Here is a 20095-nt window from a genome sequence, read left to right as displayed (position 1 = left end):
ACAATTATGCGCCAAATACTACTTATAATTGGTATATTACCTCTTAAACTATTTTATAAATACAGTTTAATTAAGGTTTTCAAATATGACAGACGAGCTTTAGCAAACGAGTATTTTTTTACATGATAGCAAGTTCATTATATTTGCATCATGTTTGTCGAATGTGAAGCCTTTATAACAGCTGCTGTGCTATGTTATTTCAAACAACAATTACTTGACAAACAGATTATTACCAATACAAACAAAGAATACACCAGGTAAAATCATTTTTTTAATGATGACTACCTAAAGGATAAAACTGCTGATTGAATCAAATTAATCAGACAATTATTCCTATTAAAGTATATCGTTCTAAGGAACGTTTTAAATTATAACACCTATGACAAACAACATTCTGATTGAAAATCAATATAAAAGAACAAGTTTATTTGAAAAAGAAAATGTGAACTATTTAGTTCGCATTTTAAAAAGATTTAATACCGTACCAAAGATAAACAACATTAATATCATTACTTCAACTAGTGCGCCTACTATTTTCAAAATTGTACCCAATAAATCGATTATTATAGGTACTTCCTTTTTAGATAAGCCCATATTAGCTTTAGTTTATTTAAGATATGGTATCGAATGGCAGCTATGGTATAAAGCTTTGAATAATGAAAAAAAAGATGCTGTTTTATGTGATATCGCAGCACTTGAAGTGATTCGAATATTTTATAATTTACTACCTAAAGACGATAAAGAAAAACTAGAAGACCTTGATTACCTTCTAATTAACTTAATCAAAAACAACACCTCTTTAAATACGGAATCTTTACTAAAAAACGAAGAGCTACAGTCTTTTCATGGTTTGAAAAATTCAAACGCCGAACTTAAAGACTCTTGGAAACCAATTGTTGAAAATCTAGCAAAGCCTACAGAATACTTATTGATGTCCGGAGGTGATCTCAGATTGAATATTGACGAAATTCATTTGTTAAATAAATACGGATGTCGACCATTCCCAAGACCTGACGCCTTTACTTTTGCCTCGTCAACAGCGACGAGCGTCTCAAATTTTGCTTTTGACAAAACAGATAAAGTTAGAAGTATATTAATTAGAAATAGCTTGAAAAATGGTTTTAAAAATACCACTATCGATTTTTCTGAATTATTAAAAAATAACCTTAGAAAAATATTCAAACTAAATGAAGAATGTGAAATAATTTTTTCACCATCAGGTACCGATTCTTCTCTTCAAATAGCAGCTATAACACAAATTATTTCTGATAAAGAAATTACACATATTTTAGTTGCCTCTGACGAAACTGGTAGCGGGGTAGCTGCGGCCTTAAAAGGATGTCATTTTGAAAATACGACGGCTCTTAATTATCCAATTAAAAAAGGAGATAAAATAGAAGGTTTTAGAGATGTTGATGTAATTAAAATTCCTTTTAGAGATGAAAATGGCGCCTTAAAGTCTACTAAACAGTTAGATGAAGAAGTACTTAATGCTGTTTCTAAAACTAAAGATCAGGGCAGACATGTAGTTTTGCACACCATGGACCAATCGAAGTTAGGTTATCAAGCTCCTAGTGATGAATTTATCAAAAAACTAAATACACTTGAAGACTTATCTATCCAGATAATTGTAGATGGCTCACAGCTTAGATTAGATCCAAAAGACATACAAAATTATTTAAATAAAGGATATATTGTTACCATCACAGGGAGTAAATTCTTCACTGGCCCTCCCTATTGCGGTGCATTAATTCTACCTGAAAATGTAAATAAATTAATCCATTCTGTAAAAAACACATTACCCAAAGGTTTAACCCAATATTACAATCATTCTGATTGGCCTACTTCTTGGTTCTGTTCAAATGAATTATCTGATGGTTATAACTATGGCTCCTATATGCGGTGGAATGCAGCTGTAGTTGAAATGGACCGATATTACAAAACACCTATTTTATATCGAAATATGGGTATTGAGATGTTTTGCAATTTTGTTGATGATTCCATAAAAGAGGCCACTTTTTTACAACCTATCTATGGTGATGAAACTAAAACGAAGTGTTACAGCAGCAAAGAATTTGGAATACGAAATATCCGTACCATTTTTCCCTTCTTTATTTTTCAAGATAATGAAGTCTTATCAGTTGATAAAGTAAAAAAAATGTACACTTTATTAAATTCTGATTTATCTGATCAGTTTGCAGATTCTTCTTTAGAAATCATTCGACTTGCTGCGCAAAAATGCCACATAGGTCAGGCGGTTAATGTAAAATATACTAATGAAATTGAAAGTGCCATTTTAAGAATTAGTTTGGGTGCAAGAGTTATTTCTGAAAGTTGGGTAAATAGAGATATTAGTCTATTTTTTAGAAATATAGAATTGCAAATGAATCAGATCACAATCACTATTAAAAAGATAGAATTAATACTAAGTAATCCTCAATTATTAGATTAGATTAAATAAGTATTGTTATCAATGGCTAAAAAAAAGTCCCATTTGCAAATGCAAATGGGACTTTTAAATTTATAATTTTAAACTTATTTGATCATTTCAATTTTTTGAACTTCTTCTTGGTTTACACTGTCAAAGAAACCTTGTTCGTTCATCCAGTCGTCACTAAATACTTTACTCATATAACGTGAACCGTGGTCTGGAAATATGGCAATAACATTACTTGTTTCGTCAAATTCGCCATCTTCAGCATATTGTTTTATTGCTTGTAAAACCGCTCCAGAAGTATAACCTACAAATAATCCTTCTTTTCTAGTTATTTCTCTTGCTGAATGTGCGCTTTCTTCATCAGATACTTTCATGAACTTATCAATCATGTCAAAATCAGTAGCAGATGGAATCAGGTTTTTACCAAGTCCTTCTATCCTATAAGGGTAAATTTCATCATTATCAAATTCTCTTGTTTCGTGATATTTCTTCAATACAGAACCAAAAGCATCAACACCAAGAACTCTGATGTTAGGATTTTGTTCTTTTAAATATTTAGCTGTCCCAGAAATCGTACCTCCAGTTCCGCTACAAGCGATTAGGTGGGTGATTTTACCATTAGTTTGCTTCCAAATTTCTGGCCCTGTTGATTTATAATGTGCGTCAATATTTAATTGATTGAAATACTGATTAATATAAACTGATCCTTTAGTTTCCTCGTGCAATCTTTTGGCTACATTATAATAAGAACGTTCATCATCTGCAGAGACATGTGCTGGGCAAACATAAACCTTTGCGCCTAAACTGCGAAGCATATCAATTTTATCTTTCGATGATTTTGAACTTACGGCAAGAATACAACTATAACCTTTGATGATACTTACCATAGCCAAACTAAAACCAGTGTTACCAGAAGTGGTTTCTATAATGGTATCTCCAGGAGATAGTATTCCCTTTTTCTCAGCCTCTTCTATGATGTATAATGCAATTCTATCTTTAGAGGAGTGCCCAGGATTAAAAGCTTCTACCTTTGCATAGAAATTACCTTCTAACTTTTCGGTGACTCTGTTTAGCTTAATAAGTGGTGTGTTACCTATTAATTCTAAGACATTATTATAAGCGTTTATTTCTTCTTTCATAAAAAAATAGTTAATCAAAGTCCATTTTATTAAACTTCGAAACATGACAAATTTAACAAAAAATTTTGAATTAGTTTTTAATTTTCTCTAAATCTAATAAAAAGCTAAATTCCTTTGCCAATTCTTTAAGAGCTTCAAACCTGCCAGATGCACCTCCATGCCCAGCATCCATGTTCGTATCAAGAAATAAAAGATTATCATCTGTTTTTAAAGTTCGTAATTTGGCAACCCATTTAGCAGGTTCCCAATATTGCACCTGAGAATCATGCAAACCAGTCGATATATACATGTTAGGATAGGCTTGAGCTTTCACATTATCATAGGGAGAATACGACTTCATGTAGCCATAATATTTCTTCAAATTTGGATTTCCCCATTCATCATACTCCCCTGTCGTCAACGGAATTGTATCATCTAGCATCGTGGTTGCAACATCTACAAAAGGAACTTGAGCAATTACCCCATTATATAATTCTGGCGCCATATTCAAAACAACTCCCATCAATAATCCTCCAGCGGATCCTCCTTCAGCATATAAATGCTCAGGAGAAGTATATTTTTCCTTGATTAAATATTTAGAGCAATCAATAAAATCAGTGAAAGTATTTTTCTTTTTTAATAATTTTCCGTCTTCATACCATTTTCTTCCTAAATCTTCCCCACCACGAATGTGTGCTATTGCATAGATAAAACCTCTATCCAATAATGACAATCTTGTTGATGAAAAGTGGGCATCCATAGAATGTCCATAAGAACCGTAAGCATATAATAATAACGGATTTGTACCGTCTTTCTTCATACCTTTTTTATACACTACTGAAATAGGAACTATAGTACCATCCTTAGCAGTAGCCCATAAACGTTCTTCAATGTAATTCTCTTTATCGAATTTACCTCCAAGAACTTCTTGTTCTTTCTTGATTTCCTTTTCTTTGGTCTTCATATTGAAATCAATAATCGAAGCCGGTGTAGCCATTGATTGGTAGGCATAACGTAAAATATCTGTGTCAAAATCAACATTTGAAGTTGGATGCACCGTATAAGTCTCGCTTTCAAAAGGCAGGTAGTACTCCCCTATTCCGCTCCATGGCATAATTCTAATTTTGTTCAGACCATTGCTTCGCTCTGATACAACTAGATAGTCTTTAAAAATATCAATATCTTCCAAAAGGACGTCCTCCCTGTGCTCAATAACATCTTCCCAATTCTCCATTTTCGTTGCTGATTCTGGAGCCTTCATTAGCTTAAAATTAGTCGCTTTATCTTTATTGGTTAAAATATAAAAGCTGTCTCCATAATGAGAAATACTATATTCCAAGCCTCTTTTTCTTTTTTGAAAAACAGAGAATTTACCTTCCGGCTTGTCTGCCAATAAAGTTCTGAATTCTGATGTTAAGGTGCTTGAAGAACTTATCAAGATGTATTTTTTTGATTTCTCCTTTCCTACAGCAACGTCATACGTATCATCTTTTTCAAAATAAATCAACTTATCATTTGCTGTTTCGGTTCCTAAAATGTGTTTCAACACTGTATCAGAACGCAAGGTATTCTCATCTTGTTTGGTGTAAAAAATAGTTTTATTATCATTTGCCCAAGTCGAATTCCCCGTGGTGTTTTCTATTTTATCTACTAAAACCTCACCCGAAAGCAAATTCTTAAAATGTAAGGTATAGATTCTTCTCCCTACTGTATCAACCGCATAAGTCGCAAACTGATTGTCAATACTGATGCTTAAACCGCTCAAATTGAAATATTTTTTCCCCTTTGCCAGTTCGTTACAGTCGAACATAATCTCTTCTTTTGCCGAAAGGCTCTCTTTCTTTCGAGAATAAATAGGATAATCCTTTCCTTTTTCAAATCGGGTAATATAAAAATAGCCATTATATAAATATGGTACCGATTCGTCATCCTCCTTAATCCTAGCTTTCATTTCTTCGAACAATTCCTTTTGGAACCCCTCAGTATGAGCAGTCATTTTTTGATAATACTCGTTTTCGTTATTAAGATAATCAATGACTTCAGGGTTTTCTCTGTCTTTTAGCCAAAAATAATTGTCAATTCTAACATCTCCGAATTTCTCTAATATTGTGGGTATAATTTTAGCAACTGGTGGCTGTATCTTTTCTATCATTTTCTGAGCTTTCAAATTTTTAAAACAAGCTACAAAAATAATACAAAGCCACTGCAAAACGGCAGCTTTTTTCATCTAATTTAACATTGTGTATTGTTCCAAATTTTGTAATTTCGTACTTATATAATTTTAAAATTATCAAAATGGATTTAATGGGAATGATGGGAAAACTTAAGGAAACCCAACAAAGAATGGAAGAAACAAAGAAACGATTGGATTCAGTTCTTGTAGATGAACAAAGCTCAGATGGTTTATTAAAAGTAACTATTACTGCTAACAGAACAATAAAATCAATCACAATTGCAGATGCTTTGCTTGAAGACAAAGAACAACTGGAAGACTATATGATATTAGTGATGAACAAAGCAATCGAGAAAGCAACAAAGGTAAACGAAGCTGAACTTGATGCTGTCGCAAAAATGGATATGCCAATGATTCCAGGAATGGAAAATATGTTTAAATAAAAATATATTCAGGTTTAAAGTTTTGGATAATACTAAAACTTTAAACCTGAAATTTTAAACTAAAATGTCAACTTTCCTAAAGTCTCCAACACATAGGTATGCATCACTTCTCTGTAATCAAGATGCGTAACAATTCTAAGTTTTCCATGCCCCATTGAGCTGATAGAAATATTTTTTTGCTTTAATTTCTCTATCAATACTTGATCACTGCAATTAGCTGCTAAGGAAAAAATCAAAATATTAGTTTCGACAGGCTCAACCGAAGAGACCCAACTTGCTTTTTCAAGTACATTAGCTATTTCTTTGGCTCTCCTATGATCTTCTTTAAGGCGCTCTAAATTATGATTTAAAGCATAGATTCCGGCTGCAGCCAAATATCCTACTTGACGCATTCCTCCGCCTAGAATTTTTCGTATTCTTAACGCACGGTGAATAGTAGCTTTATCGCCCAGTAAAACAGAACCTATTGGCGCACCAAGTCCTTTTGATAAACAAACAGAAATGGTGTCAAACAGTTGGCCAAACGCTTTAGGATTTTGTTTTTTGGCTATCAAAGCATTCCAAATTCGGGCTCCATCAAGATGAAACTTTAAATTATTGGCAACACAAACCTCTTTTATCTTTTTTAAGTCTTCTAATTCATAACAAGCTCCTCCCCCTTTGTTCGTTGTATTCTCCACACAAACCAAACTCGTTAAAGGACTATGATAAAATTCTGGATCATTAATAGCTCCTGCAACTTGTTCAGCAGTTATCATTCCGCGATTCCCATCAAGCAAACAACAAGAAACTCCACTGTTAAAAGAAGCACCGCCACCTTCATAATGGTAAACATGTGCGTACTTATCCGCTATTAATTGCTCTCCCGGCTGCGTATGCAGTTTTATGGCAGTTTGGTTTGCCATCGTTCCTGACGGAAAGAATAATCCCGCTTCCATCCCGAACATAGCGGCAACTTTTGCCTCTAAAGCTATCACCGTTGGGTCTTGCTTATATACATCATCACCCACTTCGGCATTAAACATATACTGTAACATTTCGTGTGTAGGCTTGGTAATCGTATCGCTAATTAAATTTATTTCCATATTCTAAAAACTATATCTTATTTTTGTCCAACAAAATTACATAATTTATGACAACTACCGAACAAATTAAAGGTATTGTAGAGCGCCTTGGTGCGTTGAGGAGGTATCTTTGACGTTGATGCCAAACTAATTGAGATTTCAAACGAAGAAGAAAAGACTTTTGCCCCTGATTTTTGGAATAATCCAAAGGAAGCGGAGGCCATTGTCAAAAATCTCAGAAACAAGAAAAAGTGGATTGAAGATTACGATAGAGCAGTCGAAATGACTGACGAATTGCAATTAGCATACGAGTTTTATAAGGAAGGAGAACTTACTTCAGAAGAACTTGATGAGCAATACGCATTGATAGAAAATCATATTGAAGCCATAGAATTCAAGAACATGCTTTCAGATGAAGGTGACACTCTAAGCGCCGTTGTACAAATAACTGCTGGGGCTGGTGGAACTGAAAGTTGCGATTGGGCCGAAATGCTCATGCGCATGTATATGATGTGGGGCGAAAAACAAGGCTACAAAATAAAAGAACTGAATTTCCAAAAAGGAGAGTCTGCAGGTATTAAAACCGTAACACTTGAGTTTGAAGGGGATTATTCTTTTGGATATCTAAAAGGCGAAAATGGTGTTCACCGTTTAGTCCGTATTTCTCCTTTTGACAGTAATGCTAAAAGGCATACCTCTTTTGCGTCTGTTTATGTGTATCCTTTAGTTGATGATAGTATCGAAATTGATATTAATCCTGCTGATATTGAAATTACGACTTCGCGGTCCAGTGGTGCCGGAGGACAAAATGTAAATAAAGTGGAGACTAAAGTACAGTTAGTCCACAAACCAACAGGAATCCAAATTCAATGCTCTGAAACCCGTTCTCAACAAGACAACAGACAACGTGCGATGCAAATGCTACGATCTCAATTGTACGAAATCGAATTAAAGAAGCAACAGGCTGAACGCGCCAATATCGAGGCCAGTAAAATGAAAATTGAATGGGGTTCCCAAATCCGGAATTATGTAATGCAACCGTATAAACTCGTCAAAGATGTCCGCACTGGCTTCGAAACCAGCGATGTTGATGGCGTTATGAACGGTGAAATCGATCAATTCTTAAAAGCATATCTAATGATGATGGGACAAAAGGAGGAGGAGGAGTAATTTACTCCGAAAGCCATCGTTTGATGTTCTAAATTTCTATAAAAAATCCTCTCCACTTTCGTCTATCGAAATGTTGCGAGGATTTTTAATTATTAACAGCCCCTTTAAAGCCGATGCTTTAATACTGTTTACAAACCGTTATTCAAAACAGTAAAATTTCCCATAATAATTGAGGGGTTCAGTTTAGGATCTAACCAGTTTACTATCGATTTCATGTTCTCTTCATCAATTGCAACACAACCAGCAGTGAAATAAGGCTTTTTTATACCTAAATGAAAAAATATAGCGCTCCCTTTTCCTTTTAAAATGGGATTCGTATTGTATTCTACAACCATACAATATTTATAGGCATCATTCTTTAGCAATAAATTTTCATATGATTTTGCAGTAGTAGGTCCTTTTATATAGGTATTATAATCCTCTGAATTGGGATCATCAATCCATTTATCTTCTGCAGTAGTTTGTTGATTTTCCAATAGCGTATTTAATTGCTTTTCATAAGAAAATAATTTACCCAAACGAAATACTCCAGTTGGAGACTTTCCGTCACCTTCCCTCTTGTCAGCAGGCGATGCAAAACCATTTTTACCAATACCCACTTCTACGGGATCAAATTTTAAGACCCAATTTTTATCCTTTTTCTCTAATGCTACAAAAATAGCACTATAGTTTTCTGGTTGATAATTGTAAACTACCAGCAATTGCTCTACATTTTCTAGTTTACTCCTATTATTCTCTGCAATCACTAATGCATTTTTAACTGCAGTAGGATTGGCCTGAGCCTTTGAATTATTGGACGAAAACAATACTAAAGGTAAAAAGATAAACTTATTTAAAAATCTCATGTCATTTTTGTTTTTTATCTCAGTTTTCAAGAATCTAAAAATACCTTTTTTTGATTAATCTAAACTCCTTTATTTCAATTTTTCCTTGATAATTTAAGTAGAAATTTCGACAAAACTAAATGCCAGCCATCTTTAAGCAAAAACTGTAAAAAGAAATGCAATAGTACCCAAAAAGGAATACCCATTCTTGTTATAAAAACGTTAATGTGGGAATGATGTAAGTTATTTCCAAAATTGTACAACACTTCTTCTTAACTATATCTCTATCTTTGATATTCAACGGTTTTGTTTTATACTCTACAGCATTTTTTTTAATAAAAACAATGTGCTTCGTAAAAACCCCCTAATTAATTGTTGAATATTATACATGTTAAAACTATCTGTTTTGCATTATAAATTACTTTGGCAGACGCCAAAAAAATTAATCTTCTTTAAATATAAAAAAGATCATGTCAATACAAACAACAAATCCCGCAACAAACAAAGTCCTGAAATCATTTGATGAAATGACGGATAAACAAGTAGACGATGCTATTGCACAATCTTCAAACAGCTTTCAGGACTGGAAAAAAACATCTTATCCAGAAAGAGCAGCTGTTTTAAGCAAAGTAGCTTCTTTGATGAGAGAGAATAAAGCGGCTTTATCAACTTTGATTACCTTGGAAATGGGAAAAATCCTTTCACAGGCAGAAGGTGAAGTCGAATTGAGTGCCGACATTTTAGATTATTATGCTAAAAACGGTGAAGCTTTTTTAGCCGATAAAAAGTTAGAGCCTGAATATGGTGAAGCCATTATCAGATCAAGCCCAATAGGAGTTTTACTGGGTGTTCAGCCTTGGAATTTCCCTTTTTATCAGGTTGCACGTTTTGTAGCACCGAATATCATGGTTGGAAACACCATATTATTAAAACACGCTTCTATGGTTCCTCAATGTGCTATTGCAATTGAAGATTTATTTAAAGAAGCCGGAGCGCCAATTGGATTATACACCAATTTGTTAATTTCTGGAAAAAGAGCTTCAGCAATTGTTTCTGACAAAAGAATTAAAGGAGTTTCACTTACTGGTAGCGAAGCTGCTGGTGCAAGTTTAGCTTCAGAAGCTGGTAAAAATATCAAAAAATCAGTTTTAGAATTAGGAGGTAATGATGCCTTAATAGTTTTAGCAGATGCCGATATTGATAAAACCGTAGAATGGGCAGTAGTAGGTAGAATGAACAATAATGGACAAAGCTGTATAGCCTCCAAACGAATTATTGCTGTTGAGGCTATTGCCGATGAATTTATCGAAAAATTTACCGCAAAACTAGCAAAACTAAAAGTAGGAGATCCAATGGATCCAAGCACCGAACTAGGTCCGCTGAGTAGTGAAGAAGCTTTATTACACTTGGTAGATCAAGTTGAAAGATCAGTTGCTGCTGGAGCTACGGTTTTATTAGGTGGTAAAAGAGTAGATGGTCCGGGAGCCTTTATGGAACCAACTATTTTAACAGATCTAAATCCTGAAATTCCAGCATATCACGAAGAATTATTTGGACCAGTTTCCTCTTTTTACAGAGTAAAAGATGAAGCGGCGGCAATTGTATTAGCTAATGATTCTGATTTTGGTTTAGGAGGCTCCATATTTACTAAAGATATCGAACGCGGAAAACAAATTGCAGATCAAATTGATTCTGGAATGATATTTATCAATCACCCAACTTGGACACAAGCTGACTTACCGTTTGGTGGAACAAAAGGTTCCGGTTATGGTCGAGAACTTTCTGAAATTGGAATTCATGAATTTATAAATAAAAAGCTAATTCGTGTCAGTGGACTATCTGATCCTTTCTAGAATGAGACAATACCTAGTATTTTTAATTATTTGAAAGCACATAAAAAACCAAAACATGTCAAAATTAAACGTAAGTCAAAAATTAATTCAGTCGCATCTTTTACATGGTGAAATGATCGCTGGTCAGGAAATTGGAATCCGAATAGACCAGGCATTATTACAAGATGCGACCGGAACATTGGTTCAATTAGAATTAGAAGCTATGGGCTTAAAAAAAGCCAAAATAGAAGTTGCTGTGCAATATGTCGATCACAACTTACTGCAAACTGATTCTAAAAATGCCGATGACCATTTATTTTTACTTTCGGCAGCACAAAAATTTGGTCTTTGGTACAGTCGTCCTGGAAATGGAGTAAGTCACCCAGTACATATGGAACGTTTTGGAAAACCAGGGAAAACACTTGTTGGATCCGATAGTCATTCCTGCGCTGCAGGATCTTTGGGAATGCTAGCCATCGGAACCGGTGGTTTAGATGTTGCCGCTGCTATTGCCGGTCAACCCTATTTTGTCAAAATGCCAAAAGTAATGGGTGTAAAACTCATTGGTAAATTACCCGATTGGGTAAGTGCCAAAGATGTTATTTTAGAAATGCTAAGACGCTATGATGTAAAAGGTGGAGTAGGAAAAATTATAGAATATTATGGTGAAGGAGTGAAAAATCTGAGTGTGATGGATCGACATGTTATTGCTAACATGGGTGCCGAATTAGGTGCTACAACGACCGTATTCCCTAGTGATGAGGAAACCAAACGGTTTTTAATTTCGCAAGAAAGGGAATCTGATTGGACGGAATTAATTGCCGATTCAGAAGCTACTTATGATGAATATGATGAAATCAATTTGGACGATTTAGTTCCATTAATTGCCCTTCCTACGAGTCCGGGAAATGTAGTTCCTGTGAGCGAAGTTGCCGGTAAAACAATTGGGCAAGTCGTAATAGGCTCTTCTGCCAATCCTGGACTACGAGATTTTTGGATTGCCGGAGCCATCGTAAAAGATAAAACGATAAACAGTGCTGTTTCTTTTGATGTCAATCCAACTTCAAGACAAACAATTCAAAACATGCTAAAGAATTTTACTTTTGCTAATTTGATTACAGCAGGCGCTCGGTTTCATCAATCGGGTTGCATGGGTTGTATAGGAATGGGCCAAGCACCTGCTACCGGAACAATCAGTTTAAGAACGATGCCACGAAATTTCCCAAGTCGATCTGGAACAGAAGATGATGAGGTTTATTTGTGTAGTCCCGAAACGGCTGCCGCCTCTGCACTAACCGGAAAGATAACCGACCCTAGAGATTTAGAAAAAATCTATGGTATGAAGTATCCTAAGTTTGAAAATCCTGAAATAGAAATCATCAATACCGATATGCTCGTGGCGCCCTTAGAAGATGGATCAGGAGTTGAATTACACAAAGGACCAAATATCAAATCGATTCCTGAAATCGAAGCTTTACAGCAGGACTATCGAATTCCTATCCTATTAAAAATGGGAGACAATGTTTCGACGGATGAAATTTTGAAAGCAGGAGCTGACGTACTGCCTTTAAGAAGTAATATTCCTGAAATCAGTAAATATTCGTACAGTGTGATTGACCCTAGTTTTTATGACCGAGCCATGAAGTCTAAAAAAGAATTCGGTGGACATATCGTTATTGCAAAGGAAAATTATGCCCAAGGTTCTAGCCGGGAACATGCTGCTCTTGCTCCTAAATTCTTGGGACAAGTGGCTGTTATAGCTCAAAGCTATGCACGTATTGCTTGGCAAAATTTAGTCAATTTTGGGATTGTGCCTTTAGAATTCATAAACGCTTCTGATTATGACAAAATGGAACAAGGAGACTTAATTAGTTTTAAAAATCTCCGTGATGATGTTATAAATAGAAAAAACATTCAAGTAAATATTGAAAAAGCGGACGGAAGTATTTTAGAATTTGAAACCAAACACAGTTTAAGTGATCGTCAGATTAATGTTCTTGCAAAAGGAGGAATTATAAATGATTTCAGAACGAAAATATAAATTGGTTTTACGTAAATTATACATCTTATAAACAATTATAATCCTACAGCTAGTATCTACTTTTTGTAGGATTTTATTTTTAATTTACAATCTTAAACCCAGGCCCTTCAATGAAGAAATTAGTGGTGTTTTTCGTTTTGTTTTCCTCTTTTACTCTTTATGTACAAGACTTATAACCATCACTTTTAACTCTTACAATTATAGCTACTATATTTTCTACAACCATTCGATTAAAGAAACTCCAAAACCTACGGTTGTTTGCAAATGATTATAATCGATTAACGTTTCACCATAGCCATGTGTTATCTGCAGAAATCCTTTTAAATTATTTTTTATTGGATAAGACCAAGAAAACATCCCACTGCCTCTTGCTTTTGAATTAAAATTCAAGTTATGGGTTCCAATAAATGATATAATATTCCCGTTTTTAGCGTAAATTATATTCACGTCACCCCTTCCTATAAACTCCCCAATATCTGGATTGTCATTTTTAGCTGCAGGTAAAATAAGCCATGGTCTGACATAGATAGTCAGATTATTATATTCAAATCCAGCATGAAAAATAACTCTGTTCCAACTTCTCGAATAGGGATCACTTTTCCCATTTGATTCATGATTCAATGCCACACCAACCATTCGTGTTTTGAGCGCAAGAAAATTAAATTTAACAGGGAAATTCACAATTACTTCAGGTTCATAATTGACCTCTCTAAAAGGGCGCGATAAATCATTATTATAAATTTGCCAATGTGAGATTTGTGTATAACCAACCCATAAATCGCCTCGGCCAAATAAAAAACTTTGTAATACTTTTGTCTTAAAACTCAATTGAAATTTAGCTTCCACATTATCATAATCAACACCTGCAGGCGCAATATAATCAGGGTCAGTATTGCCAGAACTGGGTTGTTCATTAGGCAAACTAGTCCAGTGAACAGGTAAAACATACATAGACTTATAAGGTGTTACTAAGAAAGTCCCTCTAACTGAAGTTGTATCTAGTTCCCAGCGCTCTGTCAAGTTTCGCTGTTGGGTTTTATTATTGAATAAAGCCTGTAACTGTGCATTTGCAGTAAAACAAGAAAATAGCAGTATAAAAACAGAAAACTTTATTTGCAGTAGCTTCATAATATTTAATTGGACGTTAACTGACAAAAGTAATTGATTAGCAAATCAGACAGTTACATATTTATTTTAAATGTTTATATAACTACCACTTTTAATCGTGTTAAAGAATTAAAAAACATTAGGAACTTTAAGTCTAAATCACTTTATTTGAGAATTATACCCTAACTCAATCTTTAAACAACGTTATGAAATCCTATTCCGTACAAGAAATAAACGAAGTCTTAAATGGTGTTATTTTTGGTAATACTTTACAATCAATTACTGCACCTGAGCAATTAGAAGTTGCCTCTGATTCTGAAATATCGTTTATAGGAAACAAAAAATACGAAAAACTTTGGTCTAGTTCTAAAGCTTGCGTTGCTGTTGTAAATGAAGACATTTCAATAGAACCCGGAGAAAACCGAGCATTTATTAAAGTAAAAAATGCGGATTTAGCCATGTCACAAGTTTTGGAACTTTTTGCAAAACCAATGCCTTCCTTTTACATTGATATACACCCCACTGCCGTTGTAGACAAAACAGCAATAGTAGGAGTTGGTACTAAAATAGGTGCAGGATGCTACGTTGGCCCAAATGTAAAAATTGGAGAAAATACCACTATATATCCAAACACAACTATCCTGGATGAGTCCACGATAGGGAAAAATACTATAATCTGGTCTGGAACTGTAATCAGAGAGCGTTGCCATATTGGTAATGATTGTATCATACATCCCAATGCAACAATTGGGGCTGATGGTTTTGGTTTTCGTCCTTGTCCTGAAAAAGGTTTGGTCAAAATACCCCAAATTGGAAATGTCATCATTGGAAACGGTGTCGAAATTGGTGCTAATACCTGCGTAGATCGCGGTAAATTCAGTTCTACCGTTTTGGGTGATGGTTGCAAAATAGATAATTTAGTTCAAATAGGCCACAACAGTAAGTTAGGACGTTTTTGCATCATGGCAGGAAACAGCGGATTGGCAGGCTCAGTGACTTTAGGAAATGGTGTTATTATAGGAGGAAGTGCTTCTATAAAAGACCATACTACTATTGGTGATGGCGCTATTGTAGGTGCAGGTTCTGGTGTAACTGGTGACATTCCAGCTGGAAAAACCATGTTGGGTTATCCTGCTGTTGAAGCTCGAGATGCGCTGAAACAATGGGCCATTTTAAAAAGATTGGTTAATGAATCTAAAAAGTAATTATCCCTACTAGCAATAACATCGATACTTTTTTATAAAAACAACAAAAAGAAAACAGAAATCAATAACTGTTTTCTTTTTTGTATTTATTCGCACACAAACAAATATTAAATTTCGGTTCTAAACTAGTCCAATCCTTAAATTTATCTCAGCGAATTTTGTATTTTAGCCATCTATTTTCTCACAAAAAATTATAATATCATGGATTTAAGCTTCAATAAAAATGAAGATCACAATAAACTTCTACTTTCTCAATTAAAACAGAATTTTTCTAAAGTAAAATTGGGCGGTGGTGAAAAGCGTATTCAAAAACTACATGCTGAAGGTAAAATGACCGCACGTGAACGCGTTGATTACTTACTTGATCCAAAAGCCAAGTGCATAGAAATTGGTGCTTTTGTGGGAGAAGGAATGTATAAAGAACACGGTGGCTGCCCATCTGGCGGTGTGATTGTGAAAATAGGGTACATAAAAGGCAAACAATGTATTGTCGTTGCTAATGATGCTACCGTAAAAGCGGGAGCCTGGTTTCCTATTACAGCTAAGAAAAATTTACGCGCACAGGAAATTGCAATGGAAAACAGATTGCCTATTATTTACCTAGTAGATAGTGCTGGTGTTTATTTGCCTTTACAAGACGAAATTTTTCCAGACAAAGAGCACTTTGGGCGCATTTTCAGAAATAATGCACAAATGAGCAGTATGGGAATTACCCAAATTTCGGCCATTATGGGAAGTTGTGTTGCCGGTGGTGCTTACCTTCCCATTATGAGTGACGAAGCCATAATAGTCGATAAAACAGGAAGTATCTTTTTAGCCGGAAGTTATTTAGTCAAAGCAGCCATTGGCGAAAGCATAGACAATGAAACATTAGGTGGTGCTACAACGCATTGCGAAATTTCAGGTGTTACGGACTACAAAGCCAAAGACGATAAAGACGCCTTAGACAAAATAAAAAATATTGTAGACAAAATAGGTGATTATGATAAAGCCGGTTTTAGCCGTGTGAAATCTGTAAAGCCCGCATTGGAAGAAAAAGATATATACGGCATATTACCAAAAGCTAGAAACGAGCAATACGATATGATGGAAATCATCAATCGTTTAGTTGACAATTCAGAGTTCGAAGCCTATAAAGATGGTTATGGACAGACAATTATTACTGGTTACGCCAGAATTGACGGTTGGGCTGTGGGAATTGTCGCCAATCAAAGAAAAGTGGTAAAAACCAAAAATGGTGAAATGCAATTTGGCGGAGTTATCTATTCAGATAGTGCTGATAAAGCTACCCGTTTTATTGCGAATTGCAATCAGAAAAAAATCCCTTTGGTTTTCGTTCAGGATGTCACTGGATTTATGGTGGGTTCTAAATCAGAACAAGGCGGAATCATAAAAGACGGTGCCAAAATGGTAAACGCAGTAAGCAACTCCGTTGTCCCTAAATTCACAGTAATTGTTGGAAATTCTTATGGAGCAGGAAACTACGCAATGTGCGGAAAAGCGTATGATCCAAGGTTAATTTTTGCTTGGCCTAGCGCAGAACTTGCCGTAATGGGTGGAACGCAAGCGGCAAAAGTTCTGGCGCAAATTGAAGCCTCTTCACTTAAATCAAAAGGAGAAGTAGTTGATGAAGCCAAAGAAGCTGAATTATTCGCGAAGATAAAAGCGAGATACGACGAGCAAGTTTCTCCTTATTATGCCGCTTCCAGATTATGGACAGATGCGATAATTGATCCTTTAGACACACGTACATGGATTTCTATGGGTATTGAAGCAGCGAACCACTCTCCTATTGAAAAGAAATTTAATTTAGGAGTCATTCAGGTATAGTTTATAATGATCAGTGTTTAGGCAATGGTGTTCTTAATACTACTGCCTAAACACTTTTTTAAAGCCTTCGTGTAAATATAAAACATGAGAAAAGCAATATTACTTGTCCTCACAATGTTACTCTTTGTACAATGCGCTTCCGTAAAAAAGCACAATGTACATTTGAATGATTCAATTTCAATAAAAAATCTGAAGTCAGATGTTGCTTTCACCTATCGAAAACTACAAAAGCTACATCCTAATCTGTATTGGTATATCAGCAAAAAAGAACTTGATTATAAGTTCGACAGCCTAAAATCAAGTATTACTAAACCCATGCTCCCTTTTGATTTCTATACCACATTGAGTCCTGTGGTTGCTGCAGTTCGACAAGGTCATCTGACAGTCATTGCTCCCAGCAAAAAATTCACAAAGAAGGAAGTCAAAGCACTACTTAAAAAAGGAATAGGTCCCTTTTCCCAATTCGACTATGAGCTTTTAAACAACAAATTATATGTTGTTAAAAACAAATCGAACAACAAAACCATAAAAGCAGGAACCGAAGTTATTGCCGCAAACGGAGTAAATGCCATTGATTTAATTAATAAAAACAGTCACTTTTTTAGCTCAGACGGTTTCAATACTACTTTCAAGAACCGTAGCGCTGGCAAACGATTCTCTTCCTATTTCACAAACGAAAATGGAATCAAGGACAGTGTCCAATTTAATTTCAAATTCAACGACAGCCTAAAAACGGTTACAATCTCAAGGAAAAAGGAAGATACCCTTTCTAAACTTGACAAAAAAAACAAAAAGGAAGTAGTTTCAATTGATAAAGTAAAATCGAGGGAAATTCAAAGAAAGAAAAGAGTTAACGGATACAATAAAGATGAAAAAAATTACATTCACGATCTTCGTTTTTTAGAAAAGGACAGTAGTGTTGCGATAATGAAAATCAGCGGTTTTAAAAAAGGGAACTTTAGAACTTTTTATAAGGAAAGCTTCAGTAAAATTGAAGAGTACAAATCAAATACACTTATTCTTGATTTACGTGATAATGGCGGCGGTCGTCTAAGCGAAATTGTAAATTTATACTCTTATTTGGCAGACTCCAGCTTCGTCTTTTTGGACAAATCAGAAGTGGTATCAAAATCTAGTTTATTCAATGGAGCTTATTGGTTTGGTGGTTCATTTCCCATCAAAGCATTAAAAGTATTTTACTCACCTCTGGTATATGGCTATCTATTATTGACTGTACATAAGCAAGAAAACGGTAAAAATTATTATGCAACTCATACCAGACTACACAAAGTGAATAAAGATGCTTTTCAAGGAAAAATCTATGTCCTTATAAATGGTGGCAGCTTTTCAGCATCAAGCATTCTTTCCACAAATCTACAAGGATCAAAAAGAGCCTTTTTTGTAGGTGCAGAAACCGGTGGCGCCTATAACGGAACTGTTGCCGGATTTATGCCTATAATAAAACTACCAAATAGTGATTTACAAATTCGCAGCGGTATCATGCAGATGGGATCCAAATTCAAAATGGCTAATGAAGGCCATGGTATTTTCCCCGACAAGGAAGTAATTCCCACAATTGAAGACCGCATCAAAGGAATCGATCCTGAACTTGAGTGGGTACTAAAGGACATAAAAAACCAAGACTCTGATACTTCAAAAGAAAACAAAAGCTAGTAGTACTATTCATCTCCAATTATTTTTTCTTTATACTATTTTTAATAAAATGTAAAAATAGTATAAAGAAAAAAGAAGCATAATGCCGGAACATAATGCTTCTTTTTTTAAGGGATTTTATTAATTTAAATACTCAATAAAATCTCTTTTCTCTTGATTTTCCCGTTCTCCGTTTCCATAAATTTAGAAACATAAAAAACATCTTTTGGTTTCTCATATTTATCCAACATTTCAAAAGTAACTCCATTCAAAGCTGGTTTTTCACCCTCTATAACAAGAATTAATTTCTCACCTAAATCCGCATCTGCAATACCACCTACAAAAAATCGAGAATGGATTTCGTTTGATAACTTCTCTTCAATTTGCTCTGGAATTAACTTAATCCCACCACTATTAACTACATTATCACTACGTCCTAAAAACACAAATTGGTTTCCATTTATTATTTCAACCAGATCATTAGTAACAATTGGTTCTACAGAAATTTTTGGTGCATCGATTACAAGACAATTTTGATCATTTTGCGAAATTTGGATGTTGGGTAAAAGCGCAAAAGCTTTTTCCCCTACTTTTTTAGCGGCAATATGTGTGATTGTTTCTGTCATACCATAGGTTTCGTATACTTTGGTATTTACTTTTAAAAGGCTTTTTTCGAGCGATTTGCTCATTTTAGCACCACCAACAATCAACTTCTTAACATTTTTCATTCCCGCCAATGAGTTTTGAGCCTGTAGCGGAACCATTGCAACAAAATCATATTTGGTATCATTCTTAGCTAATGGATGAGAACTTGGCGCCACAAAATCGATATCCAGTCCTAAAATAAAACTACGCACTAGCATCATTTTTCCTGCAATATATTTAGTAGGCAAACAATATAATGCTTTGTCTCCAGGGCTCAATTCAAAAAAATCACCTGTAGCCAAAGCGGAGTTCACCATTGTCTGCTTGTCTGTCCTTATAATTTTAGGCGCTCCAGTCGTGCCAGAAGTTTGTAAGTCGATATAGGATTTTTCATCAAACCAATCCAATAGAAAATCACCAATGGATTTTTCAAATTCATCTCCCTCTTTTATCAAACAATAGGAAACTCTGCATAAATCTTCTTTATCCAGATGAAATCCATTTAATTTAAAAAGATTGTGCACATTTTTGTAGGTTACCTTATTCATTATCA

General features: G+C 34.8%; 14 protein-coding genes. 8 read left to right on the top strand and 6 right to left on the bottom strand.

All coding sequences use genetic code 11. From position 1 onward, the window contains the following. The first annotated feature begins 379 nt into the window (after positions 1–379). A complete protein-coding gene (locus HJ01_RS13270) occupies positions 380–2452 on the top strand; it encodes a hypothetical protein (RefSeq protein WP_007138972.1) in 2073 nt (690 codons plus the stop codon). Between the two features lie 83 nt (positions 2453–2535). Here the strand turns inward: HJ01_RS13270 and HJ01_RS13265 are convergent, their stop codons facing one another. Together HJ01_RS13265 and HJ01_RS13260 are read right to left on the bottom strand one after the other, a co-directional pair. Beyond that, entirely contained in the window at positions 2536–3576 is a 1041-nt protein-coding gene (locus HJ01_RS13265; protein ID WP_007138971.1) for a PLP-dependent cysteine synthase family protein, read from the bottom strand. Positions 3577–3646: 70 nt separating this feature from the next. Continuing rightward, positions 3647–5707, bottom strand: a complete 2061-nt coding sequence (locus HJ01_RS13260) for a S9 family peptidase (RefSeq protein WP_100208578.1) — start codon at positions 5705–5707, stop codon at positions 3647–3649. A gap of 143 nt (positions 5708–5850) precedes the next feature. Here HJ01_RS13260 and HJ01_RS13255 point away from each other — a divergent pair, with 143 nt between their 5' ends. Further along, positions 5851–6171: a YbaB/EbfC family nucleoid-associated protein gene (locus tag HJ01_RS13255; protein ID WP_007138969.1), complete on the top strand. Its 321-nt coding sequence runs from the start codon at positions 5851–5853 to the stop codon at positions 6169–6171. Positions 6172–6230: 59 nt separating this feature from the next. Here the strand turns inward: HJ01_RS13255 and HJ01_RS13250 are convergent, their stop codons facing one another. Further along, complete coding sequence (locus tag HJ01_RS13250) at positions 6231–7256, bottom strand: threonine aldolase family protein (RefSeq protein ID WP_007138968.1); 1026 nt, start codon at positions 7254–7256, stop codon at positions 6231–6233. Between the two features lie 47 nt (positions 7257–7303). Here HJ01_RS13250 and prfB point away from each other — a divergent pair. Further along, positions 7304–8405 (top strand): peptide chain release factor 2 gene (gene prfB, locus HJ01_RS13245; protein ID WP_138984273.1). Its coding sequence is split into 2 segments (ribosomal slippage): positions 7304–7366 and positions 7368–8405, totalling 1101 coding nucleotides; the frame shifts between segments, so codons are not numbered across the junction. A 128-nt stretch (positions 8406–8533) separates the two neighbouring features. On the opposite strand, the gene HJ01_RS17185 is transcribed toward prfB, so the two are convergent. Continuing rightward, complete coding sequence (locus tag HJ01_RS17185; RefSeq protein ID WP_007138966.1) at positions 8534–9250, bottom strand: L,D-transpeptidase; 717 nt, start codon at positions 9248–9250, stop codon at positions 8534–8536. A gap of 449 nt (positions 9251–9699) precedes the next feature. Here HJ01_RS17185 and HJ01_RS13235 point away from each other — a divergent pair, with 449 nt between their 5' ends. Together HJ01_RS13235 and HJ01_RS13230 are read left to right on the top strand one after the other, a co-directional pair. Next, positions 9700–11082 (top strand): NAD-dependent succinate-semialdehyde dehydrogenase, encoded by a 1383-nt coding sequence (locus HJ01_RS13235; RefSeq protein WP_007138965.1) that lies wholly within the window; start codon positions 9700–9702, stop codon positions 11080–11082. A gap of 55 nt (positions 11083–11137) precedes the next feature. Then, entirely contained in the window at positions 11138–13102 is a 1965-nt protein-coding gene (locus HJ01_RS13230) for an aconitate hydratase (RefSeq protein ID WP_007138964.1), read from the top strand. 216 nt (positions 13103–13318) lie between these two features. On the opposite strand, the gene HJ01_RS13225 is transcribed toward HJ01_RS13230, so the two are convergent. Beyond that, complete coding sequence (locus HJ01_RS13225) at positions 13319–14230, bottom strand: phospholipase A (protein WP_007138963.1); 912 nt, start codon at positions 14228–14230, stop codon at positions 13319–13321. A gap of 185 nt (positions 14231–14415) precedes the next feature. On the opposite strand from HJ01_RS13225, the gene lpxD reads away from it, so the two are divergent. The 3 genes from lpxD to HJ01_RS13210 all read left to right on the top strand — a co-directional run bounded on the left by lpxD (position 14416) and on the right by HJ01_RS13210 (position 18918). Further along, positions 14416–15414, top strand: coding sequence for a UDP-3-O-(3-hydroxymyristoyl)glucosamine N-acyltransferase (lpxD, locus tag HJ01_RS13220; RefSeq protein WP_007138962.1), 999 nt, complete (start codon positions 14416–14418; stop codon positions 15412–15414). 201 nt (positions 15415–15615) lie between these two features. Further along, complete coding sequence (locus HJ01_RS13215) at positions 15616–17244, top strand: acyl-CoA carboxylase subunit beta (RefSeq protein WP_007138961.1); 1629 nt, start codon at positions 15616–15618, stop codon at positions 17242–17244. A gap of 84 nt (positions 17245–17328) precedes the next feature. Next, positions 17329–18918, top strand: a complete 1590-nt coding sequence (locus HJ01_RS13210; protein WP_007138960.1) for a S41 family peptidase — start codon at positions 17329–17331, stop codon at positions 18916–18918. A gap of 125 nt (positions 18919–19043) precedes the next feature. Here the strand turns inward: HJ01_RS13210 and HJ01_RS13205 are convergent, their stop codons facing one another. Further along, a complete protein-coding gene (locus HJ01_RS13205) occupies positions 19044–20090 on the bottom strand; it encodes an AMP-binding protein (RefSeq protein WP_007138959.1) in 1047 nt (348 codons plus the stop codon). Between the last annotated feature and the right edge of the window lie 5 nt (positions 20091–20095).

The sequence above is a fragment of the Flavobacterium frigoris PS1 genome (genome assembly GCF_000252125.1).
GTDB lineage: Bacteria > Bacteroidota > Bacteroidia > Flavobacteriales > Flavobacteriaceae > Flavobacterium > Flavobacterium frigoris_A.
Note: the sequence above shows the minus strand (reverse complement) of the source record. Positions and strands in the feature narration are given on the sequence as shown.